Source organism: Streptomyces sp. NPDC025806 (assembly GCF_055558275.1).
Window position 1 is genome coordinate 20,800 of the sequence record NZ_JBVHMU010000005.1, and the last position, 17,552, is coordinate 38,351.

Sequence of the window (17,552 nt, forward strand, 5' to 3'; positions counted from 1 at the left end):
GGCGTCACCACCCCGGCAGGGCGCGTCAGTCCTCGCCCGACCAGGCCCGCAGCTTCTCCGGATTGCGCACCACCCAGATCCGCGCGACCCGTCCCCCGGCGAGATCGAACGCGGCCACCGTCAGCACGACACCGTCCCGGAGCGCGACGAGACCCGGCGCGCCGTTCACCGTGCGCTCCAGAAGTTCCAGCCCCGGCGCCTTGTCGGCGATCGCCACCATGTACGGGGCGATGCGGGCCGCCCCCTCGACCGGGCGCAGCGCGGCACCCGCCAGACCGCCGCCGTCCGCGGTCATCACGGCGGACGGGGCGAGCAGGCCGACGAGCGCCGCGATGTCCTTCGCCTCCCAGGCCCGCCTGACCTGCCGCACCGCGTCCGCCTGGCCGGCGGCGACGCCCTCGGAGCGCGCGGCGCCCACCCGGCGCCGCGCCGAGGCGGCCAACTGCTTGCAGGCCGCCGACGACCGGCCGAGGACCTCGGCGATCTCCGCGAACGGATACCGGAACACGTCGTGCAGCACGAACGCCACCCGCTCCGCCGGCGTCATCGACTCCAGGACGACGAGGAACGCCATGTTCACGGACTCGTCCAGGACCATCTGGTCGGCGGGGTCGCCGCCCCGGCCGTGCGCCCACTCGGACCGGTCCGGGAGCGGCTCGGGCAGCCACGCGCCGACGTAGCGCTCGCGCCGGGCGCGCGCCGAACCGAGCACGTCCAGGCAGATCCGCCCGGTCACCGTCGTCAGCCAGGCGCCGGGTGCCGCGATCTCGTTCCTGCGGCCGTCGGGAAGCGCGTACCAGCGGGCGTACGCCTCCTGCACCGCGTCCTCCGCCTCGGCCAGTGAGCCGAGCAACCGGTAGGCCACATTGAGCAGTTGGCGCCGCTCTCCCGCCACCGTGTCCGTGTCCGCCCCCGAGGTCCCCACAACCGTCCGCCCCCTCGCCTTACCTTTGGCCGGCCTGCGTCGTCGGCCTGGCGAGACCTTATCGACCGACTGCCCTCGGGCGGGAAAGAGGACCAGGCCATGGCCACCCACGTGACGACCACCCGGCGCACCCTTTCGTTCCTGCGCGTCGCGATCGCCCTGCAGACCGCGACGATCTTCCTCCAGGCGGTCTCGGCGGGACTGCTGCTCACCGCGTCCTACGGGGAGACCCTGCACAGCGTCGGGGCCCGCGTCATGTACGCGGCGTCGATGCTGTACCTGCTCGCGGCGGTGCTGGCGTGGAAGCCGGGCGGCGGCCCGGTCCGGCCCGTGTGGCACGCGACCGGCTTCCTGGTGCTCGCCTCGGCGCAGGTCGTGCTCGGTGTCGCGCACCTTCCGTCGGTCCATCTGCCGCTGGGGGTGCTGATGTTCGGTCTGAGCGTGCTGGCGCTCGCGCGGCGGACCGGTGAGCGGTGAGCGGTGAGGGTGGATGTGGCGGGTGGGGTGGGGCTCCTGGGGTTGGATGCACCTTTTGCCCCATTTGGGGTGTGTGGGCAGGATGGGGGATCTGGCCTCTGAAAGGGACACTCGGCATGCACTCCTCCCTGAACCCGGAAATACTCCGCGACCTGCGCCGGCCGCGCTCGTACCCCGCCGTGTCGCTGGCGATGACCACGCACCGGCGGCCCCCGGGCGACGCCCAGGACCCGGTGCGGCTCGGCAACCTCGTCGACGACGCGGCCCGGCAGCTGTCCGCGGACCCCGGTGTGACCAAGGAGCGCCGGGAGGACGTCCTCACGCATCTGCGCGCGGCCGTCCAGGAGGCGGACCTCGTGCACGCCAAGGACGGCCTCGTGCTGTTCGCCGCACCCGGCGAGCACCAGGTGTGGGCGATCGACCGGGAGGTGCAGGACCGTGTCGTGGTCGCCGACACCTTCCTGACCCGCAACCTGGTCGCCGCCGACGCGGCCGCGCATCCGTACTGGGTGCTCTCCGTCGCCGCCGACCGCGTCACCCTCTGGGACGGCCGCGGCAACCGGGTCGCGGAGGACACGGAGCACGGCTTCCCGCAGGAGCGGAGCCTGGAGGACCCGGACGCAGAACGCAAGGAGCGCGTCGGCGACGTCCCGAGCAACTACCGGGACGAGGCGACCCGGCAGTTCTTCCGCGAGGCCGACGCCACGCTCGCCGAACTGCTGCGGACCTCGCCGCGCACCCTCTACGTGACGGGCGAGCCCGCCGCGCTGTCTCTGCTGACCGAGACCGGCACGGCCGCCCACGGCGCCGCCCAGGTCCCGTTCGGCGGACTCTCCCACGGCCGGCCCGAGGCGGTCGCCCGCGCGGTGGCCCCGGCCCGCACCGCCGACGCGGAGCGCGAGGTCGCCGAGGCCATGGCCGACCTGGACCGGGCCCGCGGCGCCACCACCTACGCGGCCGGGGTCGACGAGGTGTGGCAGGAGGCCGCGGACGGGCGGATCCGCCGGCTGGTCGTCGAGGAGAACTTCCGCGTCACCGTGCGGGCGGGGGAGGGACACCTCGCGCCGGCGGCGGACGACGACCTCGACGCGGTGCACGACATCGTCGACGAGATCGTGGAGTGCGCGCTCGAGACCGGGGCGGATGTCGTCTTCGTGCCGGACGGGACGCTGGAGGAGGCCGGGCGCATCGCGGCTGCGCTCCGCTTCTGACCTGCCATGTGCCGGGCGGGGTGAGGTGTGCGGGCCCTGCCGATCTTCGGGGGCGCGCCGTTGTGGGGTGCAGATGCGTGGCCGGGTGCGCGATCGTCGTGGCTGGTCGCGCAGTTCCCCGCGCCCCTGGAGGTTGCGGCTTCGCCGCTCTCCAGAGGGCCCGCCGTACGGTGCCGGGTGCGCGGTTTCCCGTGCGCCTGGGGGTCGCGGCTTCGCCGCTCTCCAGGGGCGCCTGCCTTGCCGTTCTACCGAGGGTGGCGCAGTCGCCCGAGCAGGGCGTAGGCGCGGCCCTCCGCCGCGGCCAGTTCCGTCGGGTCGATGCCCGCCGGCCAGAGCTCGCCGGCGGCCGTGTCGTCGGCCTCCCGCAGTTCCACGACGGCCAGGGCGAGGCGGACCTGGACGACCGGGAGCAGCGGGCTCGGCGGGCCGGTCAGGGCCGCTTCCGCGTCGGCCGCCGCGCTCCGGCACTCCGCCAGTGCCCGCTCGACCCGCACGGCCGCGCGGTCGTGGACGATCAGCAGGGCGCACAGCAGGCCCACCGCGATGCCCACGACGCTGCCGAGGACGCGGTCCCGGACCAGTTCGCCCGCGGGGGCCGGGACGGCCAGCTCGGTGAGGAGCAGGGCGATCGGGGTGAGGAAGACGACGGCCAGCGCGTAGTTGCGGGCCGCGACGTACTCCAGCAGGAACTCCAGCACCACGATCACCAGGGTCAGTGGCACGGGCGCCAGGTGCAGGCCGAGCACCGCGAGCGCGAGGAGCAGGCCGACCGCCGTGCCCAGGGTCCGCTGGACCGCGCGCTGGGCGGTGGTGCGGACGTTCACCGAGTGCAGCACGGCGGCGGCCGAGATCGCCGCCCAGTAGCCGTGCTCCAGACCGAGCAGCGCGGCGACCGCGCCCGCCGCGCCCGTGCCGAACGCCATCCGCCACGCCGGGACGGCCGCCGCCGCGAGCCGCTCCCGCCCGCCGGGACGCCCCAGCAGCAGTTCGGTGGCGCGCATCGCGCCCGGATCCTCCGGCAGGTGCGGCTCCGGCGCGCCCGACCCGGAGGACCGCAGCGGGTCCACGATCGGCGGCACCCGGCGTCTGCGGCCCGTGAGCAGCCGCGCCTGGGCGCGCAGCCCGCGCGCGACGGGGCCCGCCGCCGCGGCCGGCCCGCCCCCGGATCCGGTCAGCAGGGACCAGGCGAGATCGGTGAGCCGTACGAAGGCGGCCTCGCCGCCGGGCACGGTGCGCGGCGCCCGGGCCGGGGGCGGGACACCGAGGCAGTGGTAGGCGTGCAGCACGGCGACCGTCGCGCGGTGCCGTACGGTCCGGGTCGCCGTGCCGCCCGCCGTGGCCGCGCCCCCGGTGACGTCCAGCAGGTCGGCGACGCGGCGCAGCGCCGTGGCCACCGCGAGCCGCTCCGGCCGGTCCGGGTGCAGGAGCACCCCCGCGACGCCGAGCACCCAGGCGCAGCCCGCGCCCGCCGCGGCGAGCCCGGTGTACGGCAGGACGTCGGCGGCGGCCGGTGCCCCGTTGGCCGCGACCGCGAACGCGAGGAGCAGCAGGACGGCGCCGAGTCCGCCGACCCGGGTGACGTCGCAGACGAACTTGGCGATCCCGGCCACCACGGCCGTCGCCGCCACCACGGCGAGCGCCCCGGCCCCGCCCGCGTGCGGGTCCGCCGCGACGGCGAGCGCCGATCCCGTGCCGACGGCGACGGTCATCGCGAGCGCGGCCACCGAGAGGACCCGGACGCGGCGCGGGTAGGGAAGATTGCGGCCGAACGTGGTGGTGAGCGAGCCGAGCGTCGCGTACACCGCGAGGTCGGGCCGGCCGGACACGCTCAGCGGCACCGCCACGACCCCCGTGGCGAGCGCCGCCCGCAGCGCGAACACGACCGCCCCGTCGACCTCGTGGAGGGCGAACGCCCCGTGCGGTGACAGGGCGTGCCGGGCGCCCCGGGCCGAATGCCGCCACCCGTGCCGCGGCTCGGGCGGAGCGAAACGCCGGAAGTTCGGCATGTGCGGTGTATTCCCCTGGTCAGGTCTGCATTTCAAGTCTGCCCGGTGCCGGGCTCGCCCGCGAGAACGGAATTCGGCGGGCCGCCCCGCGGGGGCGCGGCTAGCGTGGTCGCTCATGAACACCCGAAGGCCGCTCTCGGCCGTTCCCCGGCTCGTCGGCGCGGTCGTCCTCGGCACGCTGATCGGGGTGGCCGTCGCCCTCGCCGTGGACGCCGGGCTCGGTGTCCTCGCCGGCATCGCGGCCACGGAGGCGCTGTTCGTGCTGTCCGGCTGGCTGGTGCTGTGGCCGCTCGACGCCGAGGCCACCCATCGCAACGTCCGCCGCGAGGATTTCCGCCCCGTCACCGAGGAACTCGCCGTCGTGGGCGTCGCCCTGTGCGGGCTCGTCGCCATCGTGCTGCTGCTCCTGCGCGGCAAGTCGGAGCACGCGCAGGCCGCCGCGGCGACCGCGCTCGGCGGAGTGTTCATGGCCTGGGCCGCCCTGCATCTCATGTACGCGACCCGATATGCCTTCGTCTATCACACGGCGGGCGGCGGAATCGATTTCAATGGAAAAGAAAAACCCGCCTACCGGGATTTCTTCTATTTCAGTTACAACCTCGGCATGACCTATCAGGTGTCCGACACGAACGTGTCGAGTCCGACGGTCCGCGCGATCGTCCTGCGGCACTGCCTCCTGTCGTACGTCTTCGGCACGAGCATTCTCGCCACGGCCATCAATCTCGTCACCGGAATCGTCACGGGCTGACCACCCGGTCGATTTTCCGGGAGTCTTTCCCGTGCGGTCAAACAGGTCTTTTCGATCGGCTGATAGCCGGCGCTTATGAACCCGGTGATCGGCGCCGCCTATCACGTGATCGACACCGCCTCTTTGACGAATTCACCGTCGTGCCGGAAAGTGAATTCGCTGGGCGCCCGGCGAGGCCGGAGAAGCCGATTGAGGACGAGGAAAGAGGCAGAACGGAACATGGCGGACATCCAGGACCCGGTCGACGATCTCTCCGTCACCCCGCCGAAGGAGTGGGCGACCGGCGTACCCGCCGTGACGCACGCCCTCGAGTACTCCCTGGGCCAGACCTCCGTACGCCGCACCGCCCTCACCCTGCTCAACATCAACCAGGTCAAGGGCTTCGACTGCCCCGGCTGCGCCTGGCCCGAGCCCAAGCCCGGCAAGCGGCACAAGAACGAGTACTGCGAGAACGGCGCGAAGCACATCGCCGACGAGGCCACCTCGCGCCGCGTCACCGCCGACTTCTTCCGCGACCACACCGTCGCCGAGCTCGACCAGAAGTCCGACTACTGGCTCAACCAGCAGGGCCGGCTCACCGAACCCATGGTCAAGCGCCCCGGTGCCGAGCACTACGAGCCGATCGGCTGGGACGCGGCCCTCGACCTCGTCGCCCAGGAGCTGCGCGCCCTCGACTCCCCGGACGAGGCCCTCTTCTACACCTCGGGCCGCCTCAACAACGAGGCCGCGTTCCTGCTCCAGCTCTTCGCCCGCGCCTACGGCACCAACAACCTGCCCGACTGCTCCAACCTGTGCCACGAGTCCAGCGGCTCCGCCCTGACGGAGACCCTCGGCATCGGCAAGGGCAGCGTCACCCTCGACGACATCCACGAGTCCGACCTCGTCTTCGTCGTCGGCCAGAACCCGGGCACCAACCACCCGCGCATGCTGACCGCGCTGGAGGAGACCAAGCGCAATGGTGGCCGTGTCATCGCCGTGAACACGCTGCCCGAGGCCGGACTGCTGCGCTTCAAGCACCCGCAGAAGGCCCGCGGCGTCATCGGCCGCGGCACGCAGATCGCCGACCAGTTCCTGCACATCCGGGCCGGCGGCGACCTCGCCCTCTTCCAGGCGCTCAACCTGCTGCTCCTGGAGGCCGAGGAGAAGGCCCCCGGCACGGTCGTCGACCACGACTGGGTCACGACCCACAGCACCGGCTACGAGGAGTTCGCCGAGCACGCCCGCAAGACCTCCTGGGACGACGTGTTCATGGCCACCGGGCTCTCCCGCTCCGAGATCGAGCAGGTCCACGAGCAGGTCCTCAAGAGCCGCAACGTCATCGTCTGCTGGGCCATGGGCGTCACCCAGCACAAGCACGGCGTGCCCACCATCCGCGAGATCGTCAACTTCCTGATGCTGCGCGGCAACATCGGCAAGCCCGGCGCCGGCGTCTGCCCCGTCCGCGGCCACAGCAACGTCCAGGGCGACCGCACCATGGGCGTCTGGGAGCGGATGCCGCAGGCGTTCATGGACGCGCTCGGCCGCGAGTTCGAATTCACGCCGCCCGTCAAGCACGGCCTCGACTCCGTCGACGGCATCCGCGCCATGCGCGACGGGAAGGCCAAGGTCTTCGTCGGTGTCGCGGGCAACTTCGTGCGCGCCACCCCCGACAGCGACGTCACCGAAGCGGCGATGCGCGGCTGCCGGCTCACCGTCCACATCTCCACCAAACTCAACCGGTCCCACACCGTCTGCGGCGACACGGCCCTCATCCTGCCGACGCTCGGCCGCAGCGACCGCGACGTCCAGGCGGGCGGCGAGCCGTTCTACACCGTGGAGGACTCCATGAGCGAGGTGCACGCCTCGCGCGGGCGCCTCGCCCCGGCCTCCCCGCACCTGCTCAGCGAGATCGCGATCATCTCCCGCCTCGCCCGCAAGGTCCTCGGCGACAGCCCCGCCATCCCCTGGGAGGACTTCGAGGCGGACTACGGCACCGTCCGCGACCGCATCTCCCGCGTCGTCCCCGGCTTCGAGAACTTCAACGAGCGGGTCGCGGCCCCCGGCGGCTTCCGCCTGCCCAACCCCGTCAACCAGGGCGTCTTCCGCACCCCCAGCGGCAAGGCCGTCTTCACGGTCAACGACTTCACGATGCCCGAGGTCCCCGCCGGTCACCTGCTGCTGCAGACCCTGCGCTCGCACGACCAGTGGAACACCATCCCCTACGCGATGAACGACCGCTACCGAGGCATCCACAACGCCCGCCGCGTCGTCATGGTCAGCCCCGCCGACATCGAGGCGCTGGGCCTCGCCGACCGCGACCTCGTCGACCTCGTCTCCGTCTGGCACGACGGCACCGAGCGCCGCGCCCCCGGCTTCCGCGTCGTCTCCTACCCGACCAGCGAGGGCTCGGCCGCCTCGTACTACCCGGAGACCAACGTCCTCGTCCCGCTGGACAGCGTCGCCGACATCAGCAACACGCCGACGTCGAAGAGCGTCCTGGTCCGGCTCGAACCGGCCGCCTCCGGCGGTGCGCCCGCCGACGGCGTGGCACTGTGAACGGAGGAGGATCGATATGGGGCGAGTGACCGCGCGCAGGCGCGTGACGCGGATCCGCGACGGAGTGGTGTCCCACCGGCCGGACACCCTCGCGGCCGAGGAGCCGATGGAGATACGGGTCAACGGGCGCCCGCTGACCGTCACGATGCGCACCCCGGGTGACGACTTCGACCTCGCGGCCGGGTTCCTGGTCAGCGAGGGCGTCGTCCACCGGGCCGCCGACGTCGCCGGGATCCGCTACTGCGCGGGCGCCACGTCCGACGGTGGCAACACGTACAACGTGGTGGATGTCGTCCTGGGCGCCGGCGTCACCCCGCCCGACGCCTCCCTGGAGCGGAACTTCTACACCACCTCCTCGTGCGGCCTGTGCGGCAAGGCGAGCCTCGACGCTGTGCGCACCACGGCCGCCTGGACGGTCGAGGACGACCCGGTACGGCTCGGCATCGAGCAGCTCACCGCGTTCCCGGACCGGCTGCGCGCGGCGCAGAAGGTGTTCGACAGCACCGGGGGACTGCACGCCGCCGGACTGTTCACCGCCGACGGCGAGATGCTCTGCCTGCGCGAGGACGTCGGCCGGCACAACGCGGTCGACAAGGTCGTCGGGCACGCCCTGCGCGAGGGCCTGCTGCCGCTGCGCGGCACGGTCCTGATGGTGAGCGGCCGTGCCTCCTTCGAGCTCGTGCAGAAGGCGGTCATGGCGGGCATCCCCGTGCTCGCGGCCGTGTCCGCCCCGTCCTCGCTCGCCGTCGACCTGGCCGAGGAGAGCGGACTGACTCTGGTCGGCTTCCTGCGCGGCACGTCGATGAACGTCTACACGGGCGCCGAGCGCCTCGCCGCCGTACCGGCCGGCTGACCGAGTCCGAGGGCCGGGCGTCCGCTCAGCGGGCGTCCGGCAGCCGGTCGAGCGTCGTCGCCAGATCCTGGTGCCGGGCCACCTCGACCAGGGCCCGCGCCATCACCGAGCCGGGCTCCCGGGCGGACCAGACCAGACCGACCGGGACCGCGGCGCTCGGATCGACCAGCGGCACCGCCCGCATCCCGTGCGGCACGCCGAACACGTGCAGCCAGGCCTGCGGCACCACACTCGCCCACTGGCCCGTCCTGACGTGCGCGAAGAGCGCGCCCACCGAGTCCGTCTCGATCCGGGGCGACGGCGTGAGGCCCACCGACGCGAACACCTCGTCGAGGACCCGACGGCCCTGCATCGACCCGGTCAGCAGACACAGCGGCAGCCGGCTGGCATCCGCCCATGTCGCCGAGCCCCGGTGCGCCGGGCCCTCGGCCACCGTCGTCAGGAGCACGTACCGCTCCTCGTACAGCGGCAGCGTCTGGACGCCCTCGGGCAGCTCCTTGTGCAGATACGTGATCCCGGCGTCGAGCTCGAAGTTCTGCAGCAACCGGAACACGTCCACCGACTGAAGGTCCGTCAGGACGTCCACCGTGACGAGCGGGTGCGCGGTGCAGAACGGGCCCGTCAGCAGAGACACCGCACCGGAGGCGGTCGGGATCGAGCCGATCCGCAGCCGCCCGTTCAGACCGCTGCGCAGCGCGCCGACCTCGTCCCGCAGCGCGTCCCGGTCCGCGATGATGCGCTGCGCCCACACGACGATGCGCTCGCCCTCCGGGGTGAGCCCCTCGTACTTGCGACCGCGCCGCACCAGCGGCACGTCCAGCTCGTCCTCCAGTTTGCGGATCGCCTCGGACAGCGCCGGCTGGGAGACATGACAGCTCTGCGCGGCGCGGGCGAAATGGCGCTCACGGGCGAGCGCGACCAGGTACTCGAGTTGACGGAACAGCACGTGACGGGTCTACCCGAGCGGCGCGCGAAGCGCCAATCGCGCCCCCGTGCGTCCTTGGTGGACCGCTAGTCGAGCGAGACGATGCGGGCCGATGTCGGCCCCGCGGGGGTGCGGTAGTCGACCGTGTCCCCGGGGCGCCGGCCCATCAGGGCGAGTCCGAGCGGGCTGTCGGACGTGACCAGCGACGGCGTCGAGGCGTCGGGCAGTTCGCTGATCTCCACGGTCTGCTCGGTGCCGTCGTTGAAGCGCACCGTGACCGTGCTGCCCACGCCGACCTCCGAGGTGTCGGGGGCGCCCTCCGTAGCGCCCTCGCGCAGCCGTAGCTCCACCTCCTCGATCCGGGCGTCGAGCCGCCGCAGCTCGTCGGCGCGCTGGATCTCGTCGGCCGAGTCGGCCTCGTCGCCCACCTGGTCGGGATCGCTCAGGGTGGCGGCCACCGTCGCGCGCTCGGCGGCGAGATCGGCGCGCTGCCGTTCGAGGGCCGCGCGGCCGGTGGCGCTGATCGGTTCGGGCTGGCTCGACATGCCGACTCCTCGGACCGGGAGAACAGGATGAAACCGGATATTCGTAGCCTAAGTGGTACGGGGAGATGCGGCAGGGCCACGATGATCCACACCCGCGAACCTCGTCCGGGCGCGGTCGCCATACTGAGGGCCATGCAGTCCTACACCATCGGCCAGGCAGCGCGGCTGCTCGGCGTCAGCCCCGACACCGCACGCCGCTGGGCCGACGCCGGCCGCGTCGTCACCCATCGCGACGAGGCCGGACGGCGGCTCGTCGACGGCAGGGATCTCGCCGCGTTCTCCGTGGAGCTGGCCAAGAGTGGCGGCTCCGGCGAGGACGAGATCTCCTCCACCTCGGTCCGCAACGCGTTCCCCGGCATCGTCACCGCCGTCAAGCTCGGCGACGTCGCCGCCCAGGTCGAGATCCAGGCCGGGCCGCACCGGCTCGTCTCCCTGCTCACCCGCGAGGCCGTCGAGGAGCTCGGCCTCGAGGTCGGCATGGAGGCCACGGCCCGGGTCAAGTCGACGAATGTCCATATCGACCGGACCTGATCACTCCGGGCCCGCCCAGTTTTCCCCCGTGGTGGCGCCCGCTCCGTATAAACGCACATGCAGGGCTGGCCGGATATACAGGCCAGCTCATGCGATGCCACAGCAGACTTCCCCCTTGCACCTGCGGCAGTATGATCCCCGCAAGCCAGGAACCAAGGGAGTGGACCTGTGATACCTCGTTCCGCGCGCCGGACCCGTCGCACGCTGACCCTCGCCGGCCTCGGCGCCGCCGCACTGCTGACGCTCAGCGCGTGCGGCTCCGCCGATCCGTCCGGTGCGTCGGACGCCGGGGGCGCGTCCGCGTCGGCGGGGGGCAAGGTGTCCGGCACCGTGAACGTGTTCGCCGCCGCCTCCCTCAAGGAGAGCTTCACAACGCTCGGCAAGCAGTTCGAGAAGGAACACCCGGGCACCCACGTCACCTTCAACTTCGGCGGCAGCGACAGCCTCGCCGCGGGCATCAACAGCGGCGCCCCGGCGGACGTGTTCGCCGCCGCCAGCCCCAAGACGATGAAGATCGTCACGGACGCGGGGGGCGCCGCGGCCGACCCGGCCACCTTTGTGCGCAACCAGCTGGAGATCGCCACCCTGCCGGGCAACCCCCACAAGGTCTCCTCCCTCAAGGACCTCACCGCCGACGGCCTGAAGGTCGTCCTGTGCGACAAGGCCGTGCCGTGCGGCACCGCCGCCCAGAAGGCCCTCGACGCGAGCAAGCTGAAGCTCACCCCCGTCTCCTACGAACAGGACGTCAAGAGCGCCCTCACCAAGGTCGAGCTCAAGGAGGCCGACGCCGCCGTCGTCTACAAGACCGACGTGAAGGCCGCGGGTGACAAGGTGGAGGGCGTGGAGTTCCCCGAGTCCGCCGACGCGATCAACGACTACCCGATCGCCCTCCTCAAGAAGGCGCCCAACTCCGAGGCGGCCAAGGCCTTCATCGACCTCGTCCGGTCCTCCCAGGGCCAGAAGGTGCTGACCTCCGCCGGATTCCTCGCACCGTGACCGAGCCCCGCACGCCCGGCGCCGCGGCCGACACCCTCACAGGGGGTGGTCCGCGGCGCCGTCGTCGTACCCGCACCGCGCCCCTGCCCCTCCTGCTGCCCGCCCTCGTCGGCCTCGCCTTCCTGGTCGTGCCGCTGATCGCCCTCCTCGTGCGGGCGCCCTGGCGCGATCTGCCGGAGCAGCTCACCAGCCCCGAGGTCTGGCAGGCGCTCCAGCTGTCGTTGGTGTGCGCGACGGCCGCGACGCTCGTCAGCCTCGTGCTTGGCGTCCCCCTGGCCTGGCTGCTCGCCCGCACCGAGTTCCCCGGGCGGGGCCTCGTCCGCGCGCTCGTCACCCTGCCGCTCGTGCTCCCGCCCGTCGTCGGCGGTGTCGCCCTGCTGTCCGCGCTCGGACGCAACGGACTCGTCGGCCAGTACCTCGACTCCTGGTTCGGCGTCACCCTGCCCTTCACCACCACCGGCGTGATCGTCGCCGAGGCCTTCGTCGCGATGCCCTTCCTCGTCATCAGCGTCGAGGGCACCCTGCGCGCCGCCGACCCCCGCTACGAAGAGGCCGCCACGACGCTCGGCGCCTCCCGGTTCACCGCGTTCCGGCGCGTCACCCTGCCGCTCATCGCCCCCGGCATCGCCGCCGGATCCGTCCTCGCCTGGGCCCGCGCGCTCGGCGAGTTCGGCGCCACGATCACCTTCGCCGGCAACTTCCCCGGCCGCACCCAGACCATGCCGCTCGCCGTCTACCTCGCCCTGCAGAGCGACCCGGCGGCGGCCATCGCCCTCAGCCTGGTCCTGCTCGCCGTGTCCATCGCGGTCCTCGCGGGCCTGCGCGACCGCTGGATGACCGCCTCATGACCCGTACCGAGAAGCCCCTCGACGCCGACGAGCCCCTCGCGCTCAGGGAGGAGCCCGGGGGCGAGGGGCTCGACGCCCGGCTCGTCGTCGACCGCGGCGGCTTCCGCCTCGACGTCGCCCTCAGCGCCGCGCCCGGCGACGTCGTCGCCCTCCTCGGCCCGAACGGCGCCGGCAAGACCACCGCCCTGCGCGCCCTCGCCGGCCTCACCCCGCTCGACACCGGCCACCTCCGGCTCGACGGCGTCCCGCTCGACGCCACCCCGCCCGAGTCCCGCCCCGTCGGCGTCGTCTTCCAGGACTACCTGCTCTTCCCGCACCTCAGCGCGCTCGACAACGTGGCGTTCGGGCCGCGCTGCCAGGGCGCGAGCAAGGCCGAGGCCCGCGCGCAGGCCCACACATGGCTCGAACGGATGGGCCTCACCGACCACGCCGGAGCCAAGCCCCGGCGCCTGTCCGGCGGCCAGGCCCAGCGCGTCGCCCTCGCCCGCGCGCTCGCCACCCGGCCCCGGCTGCTCCTCCTCGACGAACCCCTCGCCGCGCTCGACGCCCGCACCCGGCTCGACGTCCGCGCCCAGCTGCGCCGCCACCTCGCCGAGTTCGAGGCCGTCGCCGTGCTCGTCACGCACGACCCGCTCGACGCCATGGTGCTCGCCGACCGGCTCGTCGTCGTCGAGCACGGCCGCGTCGTCCAGGAAGGCACGCCCTCCGCCGTCGCGCGCCGCCCCCGCACCGACTACATCGCCCAGCTCGTCGGCCTCAACCTCTACCGGGGGCAGGCCGACGGACACGCCGTCCGGCTCGAGGACGGCCAGGAGATCACCACCACCGAGGACCTCCACGGCCCCGTCTTCGTCGCGTTCCCGCCCGGCGCCGTCACCCTGCACCGCGAGCGCCCCAGCGGTTCCAGCGCCCGCAACCTGTGGGAGTGCGAGGTCACCACCATGGAGACCCACGCCGACCAGATCCGCGTCGCCCTCACCGGCGGCCTGTCCCTCGCCGCCGACCTCACGACGATCGCCGCCGCGGAACTGGGCCTCCACCCCGGGGCGACGGCCTGGGCGACGGTGAAGGCCACGCAGACGCACGCGTATCCGGCGTGACGGGGGGCGGGGGGACCCGCGGCGCATGGGAGGTGTCGGTTGGCGGGGGCGGTGGACGGCGGGCAGGCCGCGTCGGGTGCCTGTCAGGGTGAGCCGGCGTAGGGTGTCGCCTCGCCAGACGGGGACGGCAATGCGCGTACCAGGTCCGGAGCGCGGCCATGCGCGGACGAGGTCCGGAGCGCGGCCATGCGCGGACGAGGTCCGGAGCGCGGCCCCCGGTGAGCTGCCGCGGCATGTGCGCTCCGGGCCGCCGGGCGCGTACCCGGGCCCGTGCTCGGCGGAGCACCGCGTCCAGTGACATGAAGTCGGCGTCGACACACGTCCGTCCCGCTTGACCGGCTATGTCCCGCGGCGCGGCTACCTTGGCCACGTCCGACACCCCGTCACCCGTGAGGCGCGCCGTCATGACCCTGAGTACGAGCATCCGCAACCAACTGCCCGGCACCGTCGCCGCCGTCACGTCCGGCGCCGCCATGGCCACCGTCCGGATCCACCTCGACGGCGGGCAGGAGCTGACCTCGGCCGTCACCGCCGAGGCCGTCGCCGAGCTCGGCATCGCCGTCGGCTCCCGGATCACCGCGCTCGTGAAGTCCACCGAGGTCGCGCTCGCCATCGGCCCCGTCGAGGGCCTCTCCCTCCGCAACCGGCTCGCCGGCACTGTCAGTTCCGTCACCCTGGGACCGGCCATGGCCATCGTCAAGGTCGCAGCCGGGTCCGTCGAGCTGACCGCGGCCGTGACCTCCGACGCCGTCACCGACCTCGCCCTCACCACGGGCACACCGGTCGTCGCCCTGATGAAGTCGACCGAGGTCTCCCTCGTGACCGGCTGAGTCTTACGGAGCCGTGACGTGCGGGCCGCGTCCCGTGCCCCGCGCCGCCGCCGCGCCTAGCGTGGCGCCATGCGTGTACTGGTCACCGGCGGTGCCGGATTCATCGGGTCCCATGTCGTCGAGGCGCTCGCCGCGCACGGCCACGAACCCCTCGTGTACGACGTGCGGGAGGACCCCGGCGCCGACGTGCGCGACCCGGACGCCGTCGCCCGCGCCCTGGTCGGCGTCGACGCCGTCTGCCACCAGGCGGCGCGGGTCGGGCTCGGCGACGGTGTCCGCGACGCGGCCGAGTACGTGTCCCGCAACGACCTCGGCACCGCCGTCCTCCTCGCCGCCATGGCCGACCACGGCGTGCGGCACCTCGTCCTCGCCGGGTCCATGGTCGTGTACGGGGAAGGCCGCTACTCGTGCCCGCACCACGGCGACGTCCGCCCCGGCCCCCGCACGGTCACCGACCTCGACGCGGGCCGCTTCGAGCCCCGCTGCCCGCACTGCGCCGCCGCTCTGGAACCCGCCCTGATCGGCGAGGACGCCCCGGCCGACCCGCGCAACGTCTACGCCGCCACCAAACTCGCCCAGGAACACCTCGCCGCCGCCTGGGCCCGCTCCACCGGCGGCACGGCCGTCTCCCTGCGCTACCACAACGTCTACGGCCCCCGGATGCCCCGCGACACCCCGTACGCGGGCGTCGCCTCGTTCTTCCGCTCGGCGCTCGCGCGCGGCGAGGCCCCGCGGGTCTACGAGGACGGCCGGCAGCGCCGCGACTTCGTCCACGTCCGTGATGTCGCCGCCGCCAACCTCGCCGCCCTGGAGGCCGACACCGCCCCGGGCGCCCTGACCGCGTACAACACCGGCAGCGGCGACCCGCACACCGTCGGCGAGATGGCGCACGCGCTGGCCGCCGCGCACGGTGGCCCGGAGCCCGTGGTGACAGGGGAGTACCGGCTCGGCGACGTCCGGCACATCACCGCCGACTCCGCGCGGCTCCGCGCCGAGCTGGGCTGGAAACCGGCGGTCGCCTTCGAGGCGGGCATGCGCGCCTTCGCCCGGGACGAGCTGCGCGCCCCCTGACGCCTCGCCTACGAAGCCGTCGGCAGGGTCACCTCGAAGCAGCAGCCCCCCGGGATGTTGCGGACCGTGGCCCGGCCCCGGTGGGCCTCCACGATGCCGCGCACGATCGCGAGGCCGAGGCCCGCCCCGGCAGGGGGCGTCCGTGCGTGGGTGCCGCGCCAGCCGGTGTCGAAGACGCGGTCGAGGTCGTCCTCGGGGATGCCGCCGCAGCCGTCCGTGACCGAGAGCACGACACCGTCCGCGGAGCGCTCCGTGGCGACCGCGACCGTGCCGTCCGCCGGCGTGCGGCGGATCGCGTTCACCAGGAGATTGCCGAGCACCCGGCTCATCTCCTTGCCGTCGACCTCCACCGGCACCGCCTCGACCCCGTCGCCGACCAGCCGCACCCCGTGCTCCCGCGCGAGCGGATCCGCGCCGGCGAGCGCGTCGCCGACCAGGTCGTACAGCGACATGCGGGCCGGGGCGAGCGGCAGGGCGCCGGCGTGGATGCGGGACAGTTCGAAGAGGTCGCCGACCATGTCGTTGAGCCGTTCCACCTCGGCGCGCATCTGCCGCAGATAGCGGTCCGGGTCCTCCGCGACGCCGTCCTCCAGCGCCTCCGACATGGCCCGTAGCCCGGCCAGAGGAGTACGCAGATCGTGCGAGATCCAGGCCACCAGTTCGCGCCGCGACGTCTCCAGGGCACGCTCGCGCTCCCGCGACGCGGCGAGCCGCGCACTGGTCGCCGCCAGCTCCCGGCTCACCGCCTCCAGTTCGGCCGTCGCCGGATGGTCCGGAGCGGCGAAGTCCCCGCCGTCGCCGAACGAGCGGGCGGCGACGGCCAGTTCACGGCTGCGGGCGACGACCCAGCGGCCCAGCAGCAGGGCCGTTGCCAGCGACACCACGGCCGCCATCGCCACCACGGTCGTCACGACGGTGAGGTCGTGCGGCGACAGGAACATCGCCCATGCGACGGCCAGCGTGCCCGCCAGCATCGCCACCACTCCGACGGCCGCGACCACGGCCATCGACGCGGTCAGCGACCGGCGCCGGGTCCACCGCAGCAACGCCGCCCCGGCCAGACCCGTCGCCGCCGCGCCCGCGAAGGCGTACAGCGCGATGAGGAGGATGTCGCGCATCGCTCAGGCCTCCTGGACGCCGGGCGTGCCGTCCGGCTCGAAGCGGTAGCCGACGCCCCACACCGTCTGGATCAGGCGCGGGCGGGCCGGATCCTCCTCGACCTTGCCGCGCAGCCGCCGGATGTGCACGGTCACCGTCGACAGGTCGCCGAACTCCCAGCCCCACACCTCGCGCATCAGATCCTCCCGGCTGAACGCCCGCCCCGGATGCCGCAGGAAGAAGGCGAGGAGGTCGAACTCGCGCAGGGTCAGGGCCAGTTCGACGCCGTTACGGGTGGCGCGGCGGGCCGCGGGATCCACCGCGAGACCCGCCGCCCGCAGCGGCCGCAGCCCCGTACGGGGGCGGGCCCGGCGCAGCACCGACTCGACGCGCAGCACCAGTTCGCGCGGGCTGAACGGCTTGGTCACGTAGTCGTCGGCGCCGACCTCCAGGCCCAGGATGCGGTCGTCCTCGTCGCCCCGCGCCGTGAGCATGACGACCGGCACGGGACCGCTCTCGCGGATCCGCCGGCAGACTTCCAGGCCGTCCATGCCGGGCAGCATCAGATCGAGCACGACCAGATCCGGGCGCCGGGCCGTGGCGCGGGCCAGCGCCGTGGGGCCGTCGGCGGCGCGCTCCACCAGGAAACCCGCGCGGTCCAGGTATCCGGCCACCACCTCGGCGACCGTCGGATCGTCGTCGACGACCAGGACCCGCGCCGGGTCCGTGGGCGCCGCGTGGCCCGTGAGCTCGTGTGACTGCTGCATGGGGCCAGCCTCGCACCGCGCCCGCGCGCACGACGACCCCAGGCGGGCCCGCACCGGCGGACGTCCGTGTTTCGTAAGGAGCACGC

General features: G+C 73.5%; 17 protein-coding genes. 11 read left to right on the forward strand and 6 right to left on the reverse strand.

Annotated elements, in window-relative coordinates; genetic code table 11:
* Nucleotides 1-25 precede the first annotated feature (25 nt).
* Nucleotides 26-925, reverse strand: coding sequence for an RNA polymerase sigma factor SigJ (sigJ, locus tag ACZ4E1_RS12825; protein WP_467538614.1), 900 nt, complete (start codon nt 923-925; stop codon nt 26-28).
* A 99-nt stretch (nt 926-1,024) separates the two neighbouring features.
* On the opposite strand from sigJ, the gene ACZ4E1_RS12830 reads away from it, so the two are divergent.
* Both ACZ4E1_RS12830 and ACZ4E1_RS12835 read left to right on the forward strand, forming a co-directional pair.
* Nucleotides 1,025-1,402: a hypothetical protein gene (locus ACZ4E1_RS12830; protein WP_467538616.1), complete on the forward strand. Its 378-nt coding sequence runs from the start codon at nt 1,025-1,027 to the stop codon at nt 1,400-1,402.
* Between the two features lie 116 nt (nt 1,403-1,518).
* A complete protein-coding gene (locus ACZ4E1_RS12835) occupies nt 1,519-2,613 on the forward strand; it encodes a baeRF3 domain-containing protein (protein WP_467538619.1) in 1,095 nt (364 codons plus the stop codon).
* A gap of 245 nt (nt 2,614-2,858) precedes the next feature.
* On the opposite strand, the gene ACZ4E1_RS12840 is transcribed toward ACZ4E1_RS12835, so the two are convergent.
* Entirely contained in the window at nt 2,859-4,619 is a 1,761-nt protein-coding gene (locus ACZ4E1_RS12840; RefSeq protein WP_467538620.1) for an FUSC family protein, read from the reverse strand.
* 115 nt (nt 4,620-4,734) lie between these two features.
* On the opposite strand from ACZ4E1_RS12840, the gene ACZ4E1_RS12845 reads away from it, so the two are divergent.
* From ACZ4E1_RS12845 to fdhD, 3 genes are all read left to right on the forward strand, one after another.
* Nucleotides 4,735-5,367, forward strand: coding sequence for a DUF1345 domain-containing protein (locus ACZ4E1_RS12845; RefSeq protein WP_467538622.1), 633 nt, complete (start codon nt 4,735-4,737; stop codon nt 5,365-5,367).
* Nucleotides 5,368-5,586: 219 nt separating this feature from the next.
* Nucleotides 5,587-7,902: an FdhF/YdeP family oxidoreductase gene (locus tag ACZ4E1_RS12850; RefSeq protein WP_467538623.1), complete on the forward strand. Its 2,316-nt coding sequence runs from the start codon at nt 5,587-5,589 to the stop codon at nt 7,900-7,902.
* Nucleotides 7,903-7,918: 16 nt separating this feature from the next.
* Nucleotides 7,919-8,755, forward strand: coding sequence for a formate dehydrogenase accessory sulfurtransferase FdhD (fdhD, locus tag ACZ4E1_RS12855; RefSeq protein ID WP_467538625.1), 837 nt, complete (start codon nt 7,919-7,921; stop codon nt 8,753-8,755).
* A 25-nt stretch (nt 8,756-8,780) separates the two neighbouring features.
* Here the strand turns inward: fdhD and ACZ4E1_RS12860 are convergent, their stop codons facing one another.
* A complete protein-coding gene (locus ACZ4E1_RS12860) occupies nt 8,781-9,701 on the reverse strand; it encodes a LysR family transcriptional regulator (RefSeq protein WP_467538627.1) in 921 nt (306 codons plus the stop codon).
* A gap of 65 nt (nt 9,702-9,766) precedes the next feature.
* Nucleotides 9,767-10,225 (reverse strand): GreA/GreB family elongation factor, encoded by a 459-nt coding sequence (locus ACZ4E1_RS12865; RefSeq protein WP_467538629.1) that lies wholly within the window; start codon nt 10,223-10,225, stop codon nt 9,767-9,769.
* 132 nt (nt 10,226-10,357) lie between these two features.
* Between ACZ4E1_RS12865 and ACZ4E1_RS12870 the strand changes: the two genes are divergently transcribed.
* The 6 genes from ACZ4E1_RS12870 (at nt 10,358) to ACZ4E1_RS12895 (ending at nt 15,601) form a co-directional block, all read left to right on the forward strand.
* Nucleotides 10,358-10,756 (forward strand): TOBE domain-containing protein, encoded by a 399-nt coding sequence (locus tag ACZ4E1_RS12870; RefSeq protein WP_467538631.1) that lies wholly within the window; start codon nt 10,358-10,360, stop codon nt 10,754-10,756.
* Nucleotides 10,757-10,927: 171 nt separating this feature from the next.
* Nucleotides 10,928-11,752: a molybdate ABC transporter substrate-binding protein gene (gene modA, locus ACZ4E1_RS12875; RefSeq protein ID WP_467539587.1), complete on the forward strand. Its 825-nt coding sequence runs from the start codon at nt 10,928-10,930 to the stop codon at nt 11,750-11,752.
* Nucleotides 11,749-12,600 (forward strand): molybdate ABC transporter permease subunit, encoded by an 852-nt coding sequence (modB, locus tag ACZ4E1_RS12880; RefSeq protein WP_467538633.1) that lies wholly within the window; start codon nt 11,749-11,751, stop codon nt 12,598-12,600. The genes modA and modB overlap by 4 nt, the downstream gene beginning before the upstream one ends.
* Complete coding sequence (locus ACZ4E1_RS12885) at nt 12,597-13,700, forward strand: ABC transporter ATP-binding protein (protein ID WP_467538635.1); 1,104 nt, start codon at nt 12,597-12,599, stop codon at nt 13,698-13,700. The genes modB and ACZ4E1_RS12885 overlap by 4 nt, the downstream gene beginning before the upstream one ends.
* 410 nt (nt 13,701-14,110) lie before the next feature.
* A complete protein-coding gene (locus ACZ4E1_RS12890) occupies nt 14,111-14,530 on the forward strand; it encodes a TOBE domain-containing protein (protein WP_467539588.1) in 420 nt (139 codons plus the stop codon).
* Nucleotides 14,531-14,599: 69 nt separating this feature from the next.
* The gene (locus tag ACZ4E1_RS12895; RefSeq protein ID WP_467538637.1) at nt 14,600-15,601 is read left to right on the forward strand and encodes an NAD-dependent epimerase/dehydratase family protein; all 1,002 of its coding nucleotides are present in this window, start codon (nt 14,600-14,602) and stop codon (nt 15,599-15,601) included.
* An 8-nt stretch (nt 15,602-15,609) separates the two neighbouring features.
* Here ACZ4E1_RS12895 and ACZ4E1_RS12900 read toward each other — a convergent pair whose 3' ends face one another.
* Nucleotides 15,610-16,719 (reverse strand): sensor histidine kinase, encoded by a 1,110-nt coding sequence (locus ACZ4E1_RS12900; protein ID WP_467538639.1) that lies wholly within the window; start codon nt 16,717-16,719, stop codon nt 15,610-15,612.
* 3 nt (nt 16,720-16,722) lie between these two features.
* A complete protein-coding gene (locus tag ACZ4E1_RS12905) occupies nt 16,723-17,466 on the reverse strand; it encodes a response regulator transcription factor (RefSeq protein ID WP_467538641.1) in 744 nt (247 codons plus the stop codon).
* Between the last annotated feature and the right edge of the window lie 86 nt (nt 17,467-17,552).